General features: G+C 61.6%; 16 protein-coding genes. 6 read left to right on the top strand and 10 right to left on the bottom strand.

Annotation, left to right across the window (positions count from 1 at the left end):
• Positions 1 to 442 precede the first annotated feature (442 nt).
• Positions 443 to 1,000, bottom strand: a complete 558-nt coding sequence (locus CFB49_RS17795) for a carboxymuconolactone decarboxylase family protein (protein WP_089491917.1) — start codon at positions 998 to 1,000, stop codon at positions 443 to 445.
• Positions 1,001 to 1,158: 158 nt separating this feature from the next.
• Positions 1,159 to 2,070, bottom strand: a complete 912-nt coding sequence (locus CFB49_RS17790; protein WP_089491916.1) for a LysR family transcriptional regulator — start codon at positions 2,068 to 2,070, stop codon at positions 1,159 to 1,161.
• Positions 2,071 to 2,099: 29 nt separating this feature from the next.
• Here CFB49_RS17790 and CFB49_RS36365 point away from each other — a divergent pair, with 29 nt between their 5' ends.
• From CFB49_RS36365 to CFB49_RS35755, 3 genes are all read left to right on the top strand, one after another.
• Positions 2,100 to 2,246, top strand: a complete 147-nt coding sequence (locus CFB49_RS36365; protein WP_179234918.1) for a hypothetical protein — start codon at positions 2,100 to 2,102, stop codon at positions 2,244 to 2,246.
• A gap of 247 nt (positions 2,247 to 2,493) precedes the next feature.
• Positions 2,494 to 3,414: a LysR family transcriptional regulator gene (locus tag CFB49_RS17785; protein ID WP_089491915.1), complete on the top strand. Its 921-nt coding sequence runs from the start codon at positions 2,494 to 2,496 to the stop codon at positions 3,412 to 3,414.
• A 543-nt stretch (positions 3,415 to 3,957) separates the two neighbouring features.
• The gene (locus tag CFB49_RS35755; protein WP_069618955.1) at positions 3,958 to 4,482 is read left to right on the top strand and encodes a hypothetical protein; all 525 of its coding nucleotides are present in this window, start codon (positions 3,958 to 3,960) and stop codon (positions 4,480 to 4,482) included.
• Between the two features lie 487 nt (positions 4,483 to 4,969).
• On the opposite strand, the gene CFB49_RS17775 is transcribed toward CFB49_RS35755, so the two are convergent.
• Complete coding sequence (locus tag CFB49_RS17775) at positions 4,970 to 7,270, bottom strand: NADP-dependent malic enzyme (RefSeq protein WP_089435961.1); 2,301 nt, start codon at positions 7,268 to 7,270, stop codon at positions 4,970 to 4,972.
• Between the two features lie 134 nt (positions 7,271 to 7,404).
• Here CFB49_RS17775 and CFB49_RS17770 point away from each other — a divergent pair, with 134 nt between their 5' ends.
• Positions 7,405 to 8,376, top strand: coding sequence for a LysR substrate-binding domain-containing protein (locus tag CFB49_RS17770; protein ID WP_034205524.1), 972 nt, complete (start codon positions 7,405 to 7,407; stop codon positions 8,374 to 8,376).
• Between the two features lie 4 nt (positions 8,377 to 8,380).
• Here CFB49_RS17770 and CFB49_RS17765 read toward each other — a convergent pair whose 3' ends face one another.
• From CFB49_RS17765 to CFB49_RS17755, 3 genes are all read right to left on the bottom strand, one after another.
• A complete protein-coding gene (locus CFB49_RS17765) occupies positions 8,381 to 9,058 on the bottom strand; it encodes a hypothetical protein (protein ID WP_089491914.1) in 678 nt (225 codons plus the stop codon).
• Positions 9,058 to 9,432, bottom strand: coding sequence for a VOC family protein (locus CFB49_RS17760; protein WP_089491913.1), 375 nt, complete (start codon positions 9,430 to 9,432; stop codon positions 9,058 to 9,060). The genes CFB49_RS17765 and CFB49_RS17760 overlap by 1 nt, the downstream gene beginning before the upstream one ends.
• A 179-nt stretch (positions 9,433 to 9,611) precedes the next feature.
• Complete coding sequence (locus CFB49_RS17755; RefSeq protein ID WP_089491912.1) at positions 9,612 to 10,304, bottom strand: glutathione S-transferase; 693 nt, start codon at positions 10,302 to 10,304, stop codon at positions 9,612 to 9,614.
• A 147-nt stretch (positions 10,305 to 10,451) separates the two neighbouring features.
• On the opposite strand from CFB49_RS17755, the gene CFB49_RS17750 reads away from it, so the two are divergent.
• A complete protein-coding gene (locus CFB49_RS17750) occupies positions 10,452 to 11,027 on the top strand; it encodes a TetR/AcrR family transcriptional regulator (RefSeq protein WP_089491911.1) in 576 nt (191 codons plus the stop codon).
• A gap of 122 nt (positions 11,028 to 11,149) precedes the next feature.
• Here CFB49_RS17750 and CFB49_RS17745 read toward each other — a convergent pair whose 3' ends face one another.
• From CFB49_RS17745 to CFB49_RS17730, 4 genes are all read right to left on the bottom strand, one after another.
• Positions 11,150 to 11,653, bottom strand: coding sequence for a GNAT family N-acetyltransferase (locus CFB49_RS17745; RefSeq protein ID WP_069618961.1), 504 nt, complete (start codon positions 11,651 to 11,653; stop codon positions 11,150 to 11,152).
• Between the two features lie 105 nt (positions 11,654 to 11,758).
• Positions 11,759 to 12,223, bottom strand: a complete 465-nt coding sequence (locus CFB49_RS17740) for a lysozyme inhibitor LprI family protein (RefSeq protein ID WP_249190393.1) — start codon at positions 12,221 to 12,223, stop codon at positions 11,759 to 11,761.
• 64 nt (positions 12,224 to 12,287) lie between these two features.
• Positions 12,288 to 12,857 carry a YdeI/OmpD-associated family protein gene (locus CFB49_RS17735; protein ID WP_089491910.1) on the bottom strand — a complete coding sequence of 190 codons (570 nt, stop codon included), beginning with the start codon at positions 12,855 to 12,857 and terminating at the stop codon, positions 12,288 to 12,290.
• Positions 12,858 to 12,952: 95 nt separating this feature from the next.
• Complete coding sequence (locus CFB49_RS17730) at positions 12,953 to 14,080, bottom strand: aminotransferase class V-fold PLP-dependent enzyme (protein ID WP_089491909.1); 1,128 nt, start codon at positions 14,078 to 14,080, stop codon at positions 12,953 to 12,955.
• A 278-nt stretch (positions 14,081 to 14,358) separates the two neighbouring features.
• Here CFB49_RS17730 and CFB49_RS17725 point away from each other — a divergent pair, with 278 nt between their 5' ends.
• Entirely contained in the window at positions 14,359 to 15,540 is a 1,182-nt protein-coding gene (locus tag CFB49_RS17725; protein WP_089491908.1) for a serine hydrolase domain-containing protein, read from the top strand.
• Positions 15,541 to 15,585 lie beyond the last annotated feature (45 nt).

The following is a 15,585-nucleotide window of genomic DNA, read 5'->3' as shown; positions in this document are numbered from 1 at the left end:
AAATACCCTGAGAAACGTGAACCGAGACGTCGCGTCTGAAATGGATCTTGCTCGTCCCTTCGCTATACGCGGATCTACGAAGCGCGGATGGTCCATGATTCATCGGCCTCTGCTGCTTACGGTCGATGGGCCGAGGTCGGCCACGATGGGGAAGTCGATCGGGGTTTTAGCGACTTCGTTGAGGTAGTTCGTGAAGACATTCACGGCCATCGGCTTACTCTCGACTGGAGCATCGTCTCGCGTAGAGATGTGCAAGCGGGACATCGACTGTTCCTTCACGAATCGCCGCGTCCGTCCGGCACGACAATCCAGCGTATTGCATCAATAGACGTGTTCCGACCAACCACGCGCGCCTGGAAAATTGCGCGTGGTCAGAACGGAGCAACCAGCCATCGAGACCAGGCAGCCGGACGCTTCATATGGCGCCCAGTCCGCCCGGACTTCAGGCGGCCTTACGGGCCCGGGTCTGAAGCGGCGGGAACGTCGCGTCGATGTCGGTCTTGAACGTGTTGTTGAAGAGGTTGGTGATGAAGCTGAACGCGGTCTCGGCAACGATGTCAACGATCTGCTCGTCGGTGTAACCCGCAGCACGCACGGCATCGACATCCGCGTCGTCGATGTGACCGCGCGACGTGGCGATCTTGTAGGCGAACTGCAGCGCGGCGTCGGCCTTGGGATCGGTCGAATGACCGTCGCGGTTGAGTTCCATGTCTTCCGGCGTCAGCCCTTGCAGCTTGGCGCCGAGATAGGTGTGCGCCGACAGGCAGTAGTTGCAGCCGTTCACTTCAGCGGTCATCACGTGGATGCGTTCCCGGGTCTTGTGACCGAGACTCTTGCCGAGCGCACCGTGCATGTCGGCGATCGCCTTCAATGCATCGGGGGATTGCGAGATCAGGGCGAAGAAGTTCGGGATCACGCCGAGAACTTTTTCGTAGTTCGCGAGGATCGGTTGCGCTTTGGCGGGAGCAGATTCTTTCGAGGGGATTGCAAGGCGGGCCATGAGATTTCTCCGTTAATCCGAGCCACCGTGGCTTCGGTAGGAGAGATAGTAGTGACTTCCACCCAAAACAATAATTGGCTGTTTATGAGAACCGGCCTTCCATTCAGTGAAAGTATCGAGGAATTGGAAAGAGGCACATTAGGTAGAGCGAACGCCCGTCAGCCCTTACCCAGCTCCGACATGGCCGAGCGCAGCCGGTCGGTTGCGAAGTCGAGGAAGACCCGCATCTTGAGCGGCAACAGCCCGCGCTCTCCGTGGATCAGACTGACAGGAATAGACTCGACATCGAACTTCGGAAGGACGTGGACAAGCTCCCCTGTGCGGAGCGCGGCATCGCAGTGGTAGCGGTACACCCTCGTCAAACCGGTACGACGGAGCGCCGCCTCCACCGCAGCCTCAGCAGTGGTCACGGACAGGCGCGGAATGATGTTGACGTTGAAATTACGTTTGGTCGCCGGATCCCGAAACCACCATGTTGCGGTGGAAGGGCCTGCGAAGACAACGCACGGAAGCTTTTCCAGGTCACTCGGGTGTGTTGGTTTGCCGTGCGCAGCTAGCAGGTCCGGCGAAGCGCACACCAGTGTATCCATAGCGCCAACACGGGTTGCAATCATGTTGCTGTCCGGCAATGTGCCGATGCGAACTGCCATGTCAACGTGGTCATCATAGAGATGAAGGTTCCGATCGGAGAGAACCAACCGGACGTTGATCTCGGGATAGGCCGCCAGGAAGTCCGTGACAATGGGCAAGATGTACATATGGCCAAACAGCACCGGCGCGGTGAGCACAAGCTCTCCTCGTGGAGTGGTGTACTCGCCAGCCGCCGCTCGTTCGATTTCCTCGATGTCTTCCATGATGCGTTTGGCGGACTCGACGTAAGCTTGGCCGGCATCGGTCAAGGTCAGCTTACGCGTTGAACGATGCAGCAATTTCGTGCCGAGGTACTCCTCGAGTTCCGTGACCTTCCGGCTGACGGTCGGGAGCGGCATATTCAAGGCCTTCGCGGCCGCAGTGAGGCTACCTTTTTCGATCGTGAGCAGCACGATCGACATGGCTTCCAGTCTGTCCACTTAATCTTCCACCCAATGAAAGATAATCCATGGATATGAAAGTATCATTTTTCTGGGTGAAACATCTGGAGTGCGCCGAACGAATGCTGCGGATGACCGGCCGAATAGCGCCGGACGTGGTCGCCGCCATCCCGCTGCCGCCCTTCGAATCCGAATGGATTGACTTCCGGCGTTGATAGACTTGTGCCCGATTTTCGTTCCTGAACACCTCGTATCAGTGGCCCCAAAGTCCAGCCAGGCCGACGTGCGTGATCCGAGGAATCAGTGGCAAAGCGTCGTGGCGGCTGCGAAAATGGCGCTCCCCGCAACCGCCTGAGCCACGACGGCGGGCGTGCTAAGTGGCCGCAGCCGCGAGGGAAGTCTCGACCAAGCGGCACCCCAGGCTGCGTCGATCATCAGAGGCGTATCTAACAGGTAATCGCTTTGAAATTGTCGTTTGAAGTTCTCGAAGTGCTCGATGCCATAGACCGGGCGGGCACGTTCGCGGAAGCGGCCGCGCTGCTTCATCGCGTACCGTCTGCATTGACTTACCTGGTGCAAAAGACGGAGGCTGATCTTGGCGTCGCCCTGTTTGATCGCAGCGGCCGGCGTGCGCAGTTGACGGAGGCGGGGCGACTGCTCGTCGAGGATGGTCGTCGTTTGCTGCGAGCCGGGCAGGATCTGGAAAGCAAGGTTCGAAGTGTCCATGCGGGTTGGGAGGCTGAGCTCAGGCTGTGCATCGACGAGATTCTTCCGTTGCCTTCGTTGTGGCCGTACGTGCGTGCTTTCTACGAACTGAAGATGACGACACGGCTCCGTTTATCGACCGAAGTGCTCGGTGGCGTATGGGACGCGCTTGTGACGGGGCGTGCGGATATCGCGATCGGCGCCGCGGGAGAGCCGCCACACGCGCCAAACATTGCAGCAAGGCCGATCGGCCTGTTACGTCACGTTTTCGTCGTGGCGCCTTATCATCCGCTTGCCGCGAACGAAAAGCCACTCGACAACGGCGCAATTTCAAGTCACCGCGGCGTCGTCATCAGCGATACATCGCGTGACCTCGAGCCGAGATCGGTGGCCATTCGCGACGGACAACCGGTCATCGTCGTACCGAACCTGGCCGCCAAAATCGACCTTCTTTGCGAAGGCATTGCCGTCGGCATGCTGCCCGCGCCCGTCGCCGAAGAGTTGATACGGCAGGGCAAGCTCGTCGAGCGCCAGGTAACAGGCGTGCGGGCGCACACAAACTGCTACCTCGGCTGGCGCGAGGATAAGGCAGGACGTGCGTCGAAATGGTGGATTGAACAACTGGATCAGATCGATCTGATATCCAGGCTTTTCAGCACGCGCAGCATCGCTACCTGAAGCAAATGCCCGTCTCACACCTCGGCGCCGGCTCGCTCGACGGGGAAGATAGGATGCTCGATAAAACGCGTCGAGGCGAGCGTGATACTTGCTCGCAGCAGCGTGAGCGCCTCAAACGATAGATCATCGCGTCGTGCCCGCGATATCGGCGCGATGGGTATAACGCGCCATCAGGTCGCCGTTCGGGACCGACCAGTTGCATCGCTGCGTGAAGCTGCACGCCGATAGATGTCTACTCGCCCGGGACGCACTTGCACCGCCGGCAGTCGCGGTCACACGTTCCGGGAAGCCTGAGTTTGATTGCGCAGTCATGCTGTCGTGATACACGGCATCTCGCTATCATGCCGTTCGACGATGTCTGCAAGTAACCCCGTGCAACATCGAGTGGCCGTGTGAAGCCGGGGCGAAAGGCTCCTTGCGACCCGAAGCGGTCGCGCGGCATTCACCTAAACAGCCATTCGAACATGCGATGCAGACTTGTTACCATGGCACTTTTACCCATCCGCTAGATGCAGCGACCGGAATTCGCGAAGGATAATTGGCATGGAGAAACTCAGAGACCATCGGCCACTAGGCGTCTTTTCCGATGGTGGAGGCTACTTCCGGTCGGAATATCAAATCGGCAAGAGGTTGGTCTGGGTGAGATGCCGTCATCGTCCCGATTGCTTGGAATGCGTCGGTAAGGCCGACGAAATCCTGGCCGATATATGGGCCGCTATTCCCGATGCCATCGCCCTCGCCGAAGACTATTCCAGGACAAAGATCCCGGACTTCTGGAGTAAGCACGATATGTCGAAACGGGAAGGGACTCGCTTGGATGTGTGGGGTATAACCATTACGCCTGACCTTGGGGAGGCACGGTTCGATATTTCTCGCAACCACAACTTCGATTATTCATCACCGACTTTTTTCAAGGATGATTACTGGAACGAAGAACCTGTGTCGCTACCGGAATTACCTGACCGGTATCACGTGTACCTCATCCGCAACAGGTCCGGGCAGCTCAGCGTTGCTATCGATTCCTTTCACCGACATGACGGGCCGCAAGTGAGTACAACTCCGCACTAGCGATAGGGAGGATCAACAACAACCTATGCCCCCATGTCGACCGCCCGCTCCTGGGCGAGGCTGTCACTGGCCAAATCGGTCCAGACAGCCAAGGATGCTTATCAGCGCAACGACGGCGAGCCCCCCCGACCGATGCGTAGGCGAAGAGAAATTTGATAGGCGATTCGGCTTTGTATATGGTCGTACCACCGCGAGCACGGACTTCGTCTTCCGTCAAATAGCTCGACAGCGTTGCCACGAAGCCAGTTGCTGACGCAAACAACGTTCAGATCCATCCAAAGTGGACGGTATCGGTTGGATGTACCACGCATGCTCCCCATGAGGCGATGGCTAGCGCGAGGAGAATCCACACGGCTGTCCTCATAAATGGATCTGTTCAGCTGCCTAAAATAGCTGCAATTGTCGGCGATCCGAGCAAAACTGTCGACCGTCCGTTCAGCCGAATGCCGACAACCGAAGGGCGGCCGCAACCGCCCCCGTCACTCAATCAACCACCCACACCCCGATTAGCCTCAATCACCGTCAAAGCAGCCATATTCACGATCCGCCGCACGGTCGCACTGGAAGTAAGAATGTTCACGGGAGCATTAACGCCCAACAGGAAAGGCCCCACCGCCACATTACTCCCCGCCTCGGTCTTGAGCAGGTTGTAAGCAATATTCCCCGCATCCACGTTCGGACAGACCAGCAAATTCGCCGCCCCCTTCAACGGCGACATCGGCAGCAGCTTCGCCCGCAGCCCTTCATCGAGCGCGCAGTCGCCATGCATCTCACCATCGGCCTCGATATCCGGCGCCTGCTCGCGCACGATCTCCAGCGCGCGGCGCATCTTCACGCCCGAAGCCGCACTCCCCGACCCGAAATTCGACCGCGACAGCAGCGCCACCTTCGGCGTCAGATTCAGCCATTCCATCTGCCGCGCCGCCGCGATCGTGAATTCCGCGATCTGCTCCGCATCGGGGTTGTCGTTCACGTGCGTATCCACCAGCGCGACCGTCCGCTGATCGAGCAACAAAATGTTCATCGCCGCATAAGTCGAAGCACCCGGCTTCTTGCCGATCACTTCGTCCACGAACCGCAGGTGATTGTGATACTCGCCCACCGTCCCGCAGATCATCCCGTCCGCGTCGCCAAGCTGCACCATCATCGCGCCGATCAGCGTCAGGCGGCGGCGCATTTCCACGCGCGCCATTTCCTTCGAAATACCGTCGCGGCAGCGCAGTTCCCAATACTTCGTCCAGTATTGCGGGAAGCGCTCGTCATATTCCGGGTTGGTTACTTCGACATCCTGACCGAGTCTCAAACGCAGGCCGAATCGCTCGATGCGCGCGAGCAGTACCTCCGGACGTCCGACCAGAATCGGCCGAGCCAGCTTCTCGTCGACGATCACCTGCACCGCACGCAGCACCCGCTCGTCTTCGCCTTCGGTGAACACGATCCGCGCCTTGCCGCCGTCACGCACCAGCTGGCGCGCGGTCGCGAACAGCGGCTTCATGAATGCGCCCGAGTGATAGACGAACTGCTGCAACTGCTCGACGTACGCATCGAGATTCGCGAGCGGACGCGTCGCCACGCCGCCTTCCATCGCCGCCTTCGCGACGGCCGGCGCGATCCGTACGATCAGGCGCGGGTCGAACGGCTTCGGAATCAGGTATTGCGGGCCGAACGACACGTCGTACGCACCATAGGCCGCCGCGACGACTTCGTTCTGCTCTTCCTCGGCCAGCCCGGCAATTGCGTGCACCGCGGCGATTTCCATTTCACGCGTGATCGTCGTCGCGCCCACGTCCAGCGCGCCGCGGAAAATGTACGGGAAACACAGCACGTTGTTGACCTGGTTCGGATAGTCCGAGCGGCCCGTCGCGATCACGACATCGTCGCGCGTCTCATGCGCCAGTTCCGGGAAGATTTCCGGCGTCGGGTTGGCCAGCGCGAGAATCAGCGGGCGCGCCGCCATCTGCTTGAGCATCTCCGCCGTGAGGATGCCGCCGACCGACAGCCCCAGGAACACATCCGCACCGCCGATCACTTCGGCGAGCTTGCGCGCATCGGTTTCCTGCGCGAAGCGCGACTTGGCCGGGTCCATCAGCGTGGTACGGCCGCGATAGACAACGCCTTCGATGTCGGTCACCCACACGTTTTCCACCGGCAGCCCGAGGTCGACCAGCAGGTCCAGACACGCCAGCGCGGCCGCACCGGCGCCCGACGTCACGACCTTCACTTCCTTGATGGATTTCCCGACGACCTTCAACCCGTTGATGAACGCGGCGGAAACGGTAATGGCCGTGCCGTGCTGATCGTCGTGGAAGACGGGAATCTTCATGCGCTCGCGCAGCTTCTGCTCGACGGTGAAGCATTCCGGCGCCTTGATGTCCTCGAGGTTGATGCCGCCGAACGTCGGTTCGAGGCCGGCAATGATGTCGATCAGCTTGTCCGGGTCGGTCTCGTTGATCTCGATGTCGAACACGTCGATGCCCGCGAACTTCTTGAACAGGACGGCCTTGCCCTCCATCACCGGCTTCGACGCGAGCGGGCCGATGTTGCCGAGGCCCAGCACGGCGGTGCCGTTCGTGATCACGCCCACCAGGTTGCCGCGGCTCGTGAAGCGGTGCGCCTGCAGCGGATCGGCGGCGATCGACTCGCACACGCTCGCCACGCCGGGCGTATAGGCCAGCGCCAGATCGCGCTGCGTCACCAGCGGCTTGCTCGCGACGACCGAGATTTTCCCGGGAGTCGGAAACTCGTGATAGTCGAAGGCGGCCTGCTGCTGTGTCTCTGTCTGTTTCATGTTTTGGTCCCGGCGTGGGCGCCAGGCCAGTCCCGGCGCGATCCATGAAGGGGATTCTAAGGACCCGCCATAACGTGATGATTCTGTTTTAATATCGGTCCATCACTTTTTCCTAATGAATACATGACCAGTCAATGAATTTTGACGCAAACGACGTGGTCAGGCGGCTCGGCGCGCGTCTGAAGATCCGGCACCTGGTGCTGTTGCTGCAGATTCAGCAGCACGGATCGCTGACACGCGTGGCCGAGCACATGGCGAGCAGCCAGCCGGCCGTGACGAACGCGCTGTCCGAACTGGAGAGCATGTTCGGCACGCCGCTGTTCGAACGCTCGTCGCGCGGCATGCGGCCCACCGCGCTCGGCGCGGTCGTGCTCGAACGGGCGAAGGCGATGATCAAGGATCTCGACCACCTCGCCCGCGAGATGGAGGCCGTCGCCGCCGGGCATGCGGCCCATCTGCACATCGGCGTGATTCCATTCATCTCCGGCCAGATGCTGTCGGCCGCGCTGAAGCGGCTGCAAGCGCGCATGGAACGGCGCCTGACCGTGACGATTCACGAAGGCACCAGCGATCAGTTGCTGCTGCAACTCCGGGATCACAGCGTCGACATCGTGATCGGCCGCGCGTCGTCGGCGATCGATCTCGGGCAGGTCTCGTTTGAAGTGCTGTATCAACAGCAGCCGCGCATGATCGCGAGCCGGCGGTTGGCCGCCAAGCTCGCCCGCACGCCGCTGGACTGGCACAAGCTGCACGCGCTCGACTGGATTCTCGGCGCGCCGCATACGCCGATGCGCGAACAGGTGACCGACCTGTTCCTGTCGGCCGGCATCGCGCCGCCCGTGCCGATCGTCGAAAGCTATTCGTCGAAGCTGATCGGCGAAATGATCGCGTCGAGCGACGAGGCTGTATCGATCGTGCCGGCCGACATCGCGGAGGAACTGGTGCGGATCGCCGGCGTGGCGATCGTGCCTTATTCGCTGGTGTGGACGTTGCCGCCGATCGCGCTGTTCACGCGCTCCGCCGATTCGCAATCGCCCGCGCGCGATCTGCTCGTCGACGCGCTACGTGCGGTGTGCAAGGAGACGTACGGGGACGCGCAGCGATAGCGCGTTACTTGCCCGCCGCAAGGCGACGCAGGATCTCCGCACGCTCGGCGGCCAGCACGTGGTCCGAGCCCTCGCCTCTGTCGTAGCGTGTGCTCGTGCGGTAGGAAAGGCGCTTCGCGTATTGACTGGTGGCGGGATCGAACGCCCAGGCGTCGACGTCGAAGAAGTGCTTGCCGAAATGATCTTCGTCCTTGCCCCATACGTAGTCGGCCCGGACAAACAGCGGATACGGCGACACCTCCGGCAAATTCCACATCGCACGATCGGCCATCTCCGTCTGGGTGACATTCGGCATCAGGTTCTCGATCTTGCCGTTCGCGCCGACACGTAGCACCGCGACGCGCTCCAGCATCCCGCTGCCGCCCCCCGAGAACATTCCGGAGAAGAACACCCACGAGCCGCCGGACGCAATCGGCAGCCGCTCGGACCGCGGATTCAGGCCGAACTGGTACAGCTCCTTCGAGGAATGAGGAAGCGGCGCCGGCGGCATCTCGAAGCACGGCGCACGGTCGGGCAGCACGCAGAGCTTCACGCCGGAGAGCGGAAGCCCGTCGCCGTCTAGCTTGCCTTCCGTCTGAGTGAAGCGCGGAAATGCGGTTTCGCGCGGCGCTGCTTGAACGCAGGCGATGCCGACGAGCGCCATGCTTGCGATCGCCGCGAACGTTTTACCGATCCAGCGCATCACGCCTCCGCCCGATGACACACCACCTCGATATTGTGTCCATCCGGCCCGATGACGAATGCCGCGTAGTAGTTCGCGTGATAATGCGGCCGCAGCCCGGGTGCGCCATTGTCTTCCCCGCCGGCCGCCAGCGCCGCGCGATGGAACGCATCGACTTGCGGCCGTGTGTCGGCCACGAACGCGATGTGGAGATGCGCCGGTTTCTCGTCGGTCGGGAACAAACACAGCGAAGACTTGCTGGGCAGTCCGATCTCGATCCCGCGCGACGGCTCGCGTTCCCCGACAATTTCGGCCCCCAGCGGTTCGAGTGCCTTCAGGAAAAACGCCTTGCTGACGGCGTAGTCGCTGACGCCGAATTTGACGTGGTCAAACATGAGTTCTCCCCGGATGAATGGGTGTGCCGGCGCGCGTGTGCGGGACCGTCAGGTGGTTCGGTCCCGGCGAATCGGACAGATGATACGGGAATCGCGATGCCCGATGCCAATCTACGGTCACGCAATGCGCCGACATCCTGTGCGCCCTCGCACACGCCGAAGCGGTCGTCCGCGGCTGCTCAGGTCGCGGTAGCAAACACCGGCTGATTCCCGACGCTCTCACGTTCGAGCATTCTCGCGTACCACGCACGAAGCGCTTCGCACTCCTCAGGCACTGGCAGCTTCACGAGCATCGCAAAGATCAAACCGCCGATGACGGTGATGTCGGCCATCGTGAACGTCTCGCCCGCAACATACGGTTGCCGTTGCAGAACGGCATCGAAGTAGCGCATGCCCCTCAGCGCCTTGTCGCGCTGACGGAATCCCCACTCCGGGTTTTGATACGTCTCCACGTCGGGCCCCAGGCCGGGCGTGCCGTGATGGAAATAAACGCTGATCGCGTCGAGCAGCTCCAGTTCCGCGCGTTTGCTCATCATATGGATGATGCCCTTTTCGCGTGGCGTGCTGCCAGTCAGCGTAGGTACGCCATCGAGCGTATCGAGATACTCGGTAATGGCCGTGCACTCGGCAATGCAGGTTCCATCATCGAGTTCGAGCACCGGCAACGTACCCGAATAATTCTTGCTGGCGATGAACTCGGGCTTTTTATGCTCGCCCTTGTAAAGATCGACCATCATGAACTGGACGCGCGATTGCAGCCCCTTTTCGGCCAGCGCGATGCGCACGCGTGTCGGATAGGGCCCTGTCGGGAAATCGTGGATCTTCATCATCGGCAGTTGGGCGGTGTCGAAATCGACATTGCTGGAAGTCATTTCAGGAGCACTCCGTAGTCGGTTGCAGGGGATCGGACGACGTGAAAACACGTCGCCCCACGAATCTACCTAACGTTTGTTAGGTTAACCATATAAGGTACAATCCGGGGTGTCAACATCCATTTCCTGCGCGCGGAGGCTGAAACGGTGACGAACGACGCGAGCTCGAACTCGAGAGAAAGAATTCTGGCAGCCGCCACGAGGCTCGCGCAGGCGCACGGCTACGGCGGCTTGAATTACCGGGATCTCGCCGACGAGGTGGGCATCAAGGCCGCGAGCATCTACCACCACTTCGACAGCAAGGCCGATCTCGGCGCCGCCGTAGCGAGGCGCTATTGGGAGGATGCAGCGGCGGCGCTGGACGACATGCTGGCCAGATCACACGATCCGCTGGACTGCCTGCGCCGCTATCCGGATACCTTCCGCAAGGCGCTCGAGACTGGCAACCGCCTGTGCCTGTGCAGCTTCATGGCCGCCGAAACCGACGATCTGCCGGAAGTCGTGATGAAAGAAGTCCTGTCCTTCGCCGACGTGAACGTGGCGTGGCTCAGCAAGGTGCTGTCCGCAGCGGCAGTGGTCGGCGCTCGGGAGAGCAAACCGCGGGCACGGGCGATCTTCGCCGCCATCGCCGGCGCTCAGCTCATCGCGCGGAGTCGCGCCGATCTCTCGCTCTATGACGCGCTGATCGACAATTATCGTAAAGCGGGGCTTTTGCCGGCGTAGCGGGGTAACGGTGACGCGGCTTCGGATGATGTCGGACGTTCGTGAACGCGCGATGTTCGATCGGGTGACCCCGGCTGACCTGGATTCCGTCGCCGATGTGTGCTGCCGGGCCGCCGCGATCATCAGCGTACCGAATTGACAGGCTTTTCGTAAAGCGACCAGACAATACCGTCCGTTTTCAATCCGACGCGGACAAAGCCAATCGACTCGTAGTAAGCACAGAGCTTCGTGTTTTCGGCGCCGCAGTCGAGTCGAAGCAAACGCCGGTTCAAGCGGCTCACCTCATGAGCGCACCAGTCGAGCATGAAGCCGCCGAGCCCGAACCCGTCGAAACCTTGCCGTACACAGAGGCCATGCACGTAGCCTGCAATCGGCGCTTGAGGCCCCCAGTGCCTGTCCTCGTCGAAGTCGAGCGAGAACGTGCCGATCAGCGCGCCATCCTGTTCGACGACGTACACGGCCTTCTCGGCGATGTGGTTTCGCACCCACCGTTCCGAGAAGCCGTCGCCTTCCTTGCCCCACACGTAGTCGCCGTGCGCGACCTTCTTGGCGTGTGCATCATTCCGGATCTGTGTCAGCACCGGAACATCGTCTACTGTCGCCTTGCGGACGCTTTTCGAAACCATCGCTCGTTTCCTCGTTGAGCCAGAGTGACCATCCCGGCGCGCCCCGTGACTGAGCTGACGCTAGCCGCGCGCCCGGCACGCGTGCTGTCTTTATCTAGCGCCGCGCTAGTCATGGCTCACTTGCTTAAGCCACGCGTTCAGTTCACGCGTACGATCACGTGTTCTGTCGATTTGGCAAGTCAGTAGATCAAGATCCCGATCCGCGCCTGCCTCGTTTATCAAATACCAAGCGGAACACTCGTTGTCGAGAAAACGGATCCATTGCCGCTGAGCCGCGACAAATTTCACCTTGAGTGCAGGGTAGTCGACGTACTCGTCACGCGGCCGAGACAGCGACTTCAAAATCTTTTGGTAAGTTCGGTTCAATTCGTCATCTACGCTCTGAAATTCATCTTGGCTACGCTGCTGCAAGCACTCGCGAGCCACGCTATCCGGTGTGCAGCTCTGCGCTTGCGCAGCAGTGAACCACGACAATGTCAGTGCCATGGCGATGCCGTGCACCGCGCGACGAGGGCTAAACACCGATGCGCGAATATGCATTCTTGCTCCCATTCCCGTTTTCACATTCATATGGCGATCGGAACAATTCTCGCGTCGATCGCGTTCGACAAAATCTCCGTCGGAAACCCACCCTCTACGGATGAAAAGTCTCGCCCCGCTTGAGCATGTCGATGAATTCCGCGATTTTTCGCGCCCGTGTTTCCGGCTTCCTGGCATTCTGTATCCGAAACAGGATCGCATAGCGATTACGGCTGTTCAGCGTCGCGAAAAACTTCCCGGCTTTCGGATGGGCATCCAACGCCGCCTGCAAGTCGCCCGGCATGATCGAGTTGCTGGCCGACGTATAAGCAGCCTCCCAGCGGCCGTCCTTCCTCGCCTTCTCGATCTCGCCCATGCCGGCCGCGCGCATTCTGCCTGCGGCGATCAGCGCTTCGGCCTTGTCCTTGTTGAGTTTGGACCAGATGCTTTTCGCCGAGCGCGGGGTAAAGCGTTGCAACCAGTATTGCTCGCTCTCGCCCTTCTTTTGGCCATCGATCCAGCCGTGGCAAAGGGCGCTTTCCACCGCCTCTTCATAGGTGACGGTTCGCTGCCCCGCGCCCTTTTTCGCGAGCCGCAGCCATGCTCCGGTCGACGTGCCGCCGTTCCGGCCCAACCAGCTTTCCCATTCGGCTTGACTCGCAAACGTCAGAGCGTCTTCGGCCATGTCACGATCCTAATGGTTGCGTTCTCAACGACTCAAAAGCCGCCACGCAACGAACGCGCGGCGACCACCGGAGCCATCGATTCCACACCACTGCGTCAAACAATCCGGTTCAACGCATCGGCAAACCGCTTCACCGCGCCATCGACATCATGCAGCTTGTCGAGACCGAACAACCCGAGCCGGAAAGTCTTGAAATCCGCCGGCTCGTCGCATTGCAACGGCACACCGGCCGCGATCTGCAAACCGACGTCGGCGAACTTCTTCCCGGTGCGAATACCGTCATCGTCCGTATAACTGACCACGACACCCGGCGCCTCGAACCCCTTCGCGGCCACGCTCCTGAACCCCTTCTCCGTCAGCAGCGCGCGAATACGCTCGCCGAGTTCGAGCTGCTCCGCCTTTACCTTGTCGAAGCCGTACGCGTCGGTTTCCTTCATCACGTCGCGCAGCGTCGTGAGGCTGTCCGTCGGCATCGTCGCGTGATACGCGAACCCGCCGCCCTCGTACGCTTCCATGATCTGCAGCCACTTGCGCAAATCGCACGCGAAGCTGGTGCTGGTCGTCGAATCGATGCGCTCGCGCGCGAGCGGGCTCAACATGACCATCGCGCAACACGGCGACGCGCTCCAGCCCTTCTGCGGCGCACTGATCAGGATATCGACGCCGCTCGCCTGCATGTCGACCCACACGGTGCCCGACGCGATGCAATCCAGCACGAACATGCCGCCGACCGCATGCACCGCGTCGGCCACCGCGCGCAGGTACGCGTCGGGCAGCATGATTCCGGACGCGGTTTCGACGTGCGGCGCGAACACGAAATCGGGTTGGTTTGCGTGAATCGCGGCGACCACTTCGTCGATCGGGGCCGGCGCGTACGCGGCCTGCCTGCCGGCTTCGACCGGGCGCGCCTTCAGCACCGTCGTTTCGGACGGAATGCTGCCCATGTCGAAAATCTGCGACCAGCGGAAGCTGAACCAGCCGTTGCGGATGACGAGGCATTTCTTGTTCGTCGCGAACTGTCGCGCCACGGCTTCCATGCCGAACGTCCCGCTGCCCGGCACGATCGCGACCGACTTCGCGTTGTAGACTTTTTTCAGCGTGGCGGAGATGTCGCGCATGACGCCCTGGAAGCGCTGCGACATATGGTTGACCGAGCGATCGGTGTACACCACCGAATATTCGAGGAGCCCCTCGCGGTCAACATCGGGAAGTAAACCTGGCATGCTCGCCTCCGGTGAAAGATGAACGATGGAATCAGGACAAGCAGCGTCTTCGATTCGATACTGCTCTGCACCATGCAACTGCGTCATTTCCTCGACGAAAGCCGATTCTAACGAACGCCGCCGGCCGATTGGCGCATATTTTTGTCGGCTCCCAGGCTCGGTATTCGTCGAGGCCGGCCCGTGCCGCGCACATCGCCCTGTTCCGTGTAAGGATTAACGACGCGTAAGGCAACGGCCGCCTAACATGTCGACCAGCCCCCTTCACGACGGAATTTACGATGACCCCTTCTCCCGCATCGTCACGGCAGTCGTCAACCGATCCCGCGCTCGCCGAGCGCATCGACGCGGTCCTGTCCCGCCAGCTCGATACGCAACGCCTCGTCGGCGCGGTCGTCCTGGTCGCTCGCGACGGCGCGCTCGTCTATCGTCGCGCGGCCGGGTTCGCGGACCGCGAATCGCGTACGCCGATGCGCGAGGACACGCAGTTCCGGCTCGCGTCGGTCACGAAGCCGATCGTCTCGGCGGCCGCGATGGCGCTCGTCGCGCAACGCAAGCTGTCGCTCGACGAAGCCATCACGCGCTGGCTGCCCGAATTCCGCCCGGCGCTGCCCGATGGCACCGTGCCGGCGATCACGGTGCGCCAGTTGCTCGTGCATACCGCCGGCCTCGACTATCGCTTCAACGAAACCGACGCGAACGGCCCCTATGCGCGTGCGGGCATCTCCGACGGGCTCGACGGCGCCTCGATCACGCTCGCCGAAAACCTGCGCCGGATCGCGAGCGTGCCGCTGCTGTTCGCGCCCGGCACCCACTGGAACTATTCGCTGTCGATCGACGTCATCGGCGCGCTGATCGAAGCCGTCTGCGGCGCGCCGCTCGCCGACGCGATCGATGCACTCGTGTTGCGCCCGCTCGGCGCGCGCGACACGGGCTTCGTCGCACGCGATCCCGCGCGGCTCGCCACGCCATACGTGAACGACACGCCGAAGCCGCACCGGCTCGCGGAGAACGAGACGGTGCCCATCGACGAAGGGTTCGTCGGCGTCACGTACTCGCCGTCGCGCGCGCTGAATGCACAAGCGTTCCCGTCGGGCGGCGCCGGAATGGTCGGCACCGCGGGTGACGTGTTGACGGTGCTGGACACGCTGCGCGCGGGCGGCGGCGCGATCCTGCCGGCCGAACTGGTCGACGAGATGGGACGCGTGCAGACCGGCGATTTCGAATTGCCGGACCTGCCGGGCGCGGGTTTCGGGATCGGCTTCTCGGTGCTGCGCGACCCGCAGGCGGCCGCGTCGCCGGAATCCGTCGGCACGTGGCGCTGGGGCGGCGTCTACGGTCATTCGTGGTTCGTCGATCGCGCACGCGGGCTCACCGTCGTGTCGCTGTCGAACACGCTCTACGAAGGGATGAACGGGCAGTACACGCTCGATCTGCGCGATGCCGTCTACGGCGCCGGCTGACGCACGCAACGAAAAAAGGCCCGACAGCGTCGGGCCAACGGGTTT

Origin of the sequence: Burkholderia sp. AU17457, from assembly GCF_002223255.1 — a bacterium.
Taxonomy (GTDB): Bacteria; Pseudomonadota; Gammaproteobacteria; order Burkholderiales; family Burkholderiaceae; genus Burkholderia; species Burkholderia sola.
The sequence above is the reverse complement of the archived record's forward strand: the minus strand, read 5'-3'. Positions and strand labels throughout refer to the sequence as shown.

Bases quoted from the DNA above. Each gene is read 5' to 3' on its own strand.
- CFB49_RS36365 (WP_179234918.1), top strand. From the start codon at position 2,100: ATGGATATGAAAGTATCATTTTTCTGGGTGAAACATCTGGAGTGCGCC.
- CFB49_RS35755 (WP_069618955.1), top strand. From the start codon at position 3,958: ATGGAGAAACTCAGAGACCATCGGCCACTAGGCGTCTTTTCCGATGGT.
- CFB49_RS17795 (WP_089491917.1), bottom strand. From the start codon at position 1,000: ATGGCCCGCCTTGCAATCCCCTCGAAAGAATCTGCTCCCGCCAAAGCG.
- CFB49_RS17730 (WP_089491909.1), bottom strand. From the start codon at position 14,080: ATGCCAGGTTTACTTCCCGATGTTGACCGCGAGGGGCTCCTCGAATAT.
- CFB49_RS17735 (WP_089491910.1), bottom strand. From the start codon at position 12,857: ATGGCCGAAGACGCTCTGACGTTTGCGAGTCAAGCCGAATGGGAAAGC.
- CFB49_RS17755 (WP_089491912.1), bottom strand. From the start codon at position 10,304: ATGACTTCCAGCAATGTCGATTTCGACACCGCCCAACTGCCGATGATG.
- CFB49_RS17745 (WP_069618961.1), bottom strand. From the start codon at position 11,653: ATGGTTTCGAAAAGCGTCCGCAAGGCGACAGTAGACGATGTTCCGGTG.
- CFB49_RS17725 (WP_089491908.1), top strand. From the start codon at position 14,359: ATGACCCCTTCTCCCGCATCGTCACGGCAGTCGTCAACCGATCCCGCG.
- CFB49_RS17740 (WP_249190393.1), bottom strand. From the start codon at position 12,223: ATGAATGTGAAAACGGGAATGGGAGCAAGAATGCATATTCGCGCATCG.
- CFB49_RS17775 (WP_089435961.1), bottom strand. From the start codon at position 7,270: ATGAAACAGACAGAGACACAGCAGCAGGCCGCCTTCGACTATCACGAG.
- CFB49_RS17765 (WP_089491914.1), bottom strand. From the start codon at position 9,058: ATGCGCTGGATCGGTAAAACGTTCGCGGCGATCGCAAGCATGGCGCTC.
- CFB49_RS17770 (WP_034205524.1), top strand. From the start codon at position 7,405: ATGAATTTTGACGCAAACGACGTGGTCAGGCGGCTCGGCGCGCGTCTG.
- CFB49_RS17760 (WP_089491913.1), bottom strand. From the start codon at position 9,432: ATGTTTGACCACGTCAAATTCGGCGTCAGCGACTACGCCGTCAGCAAG.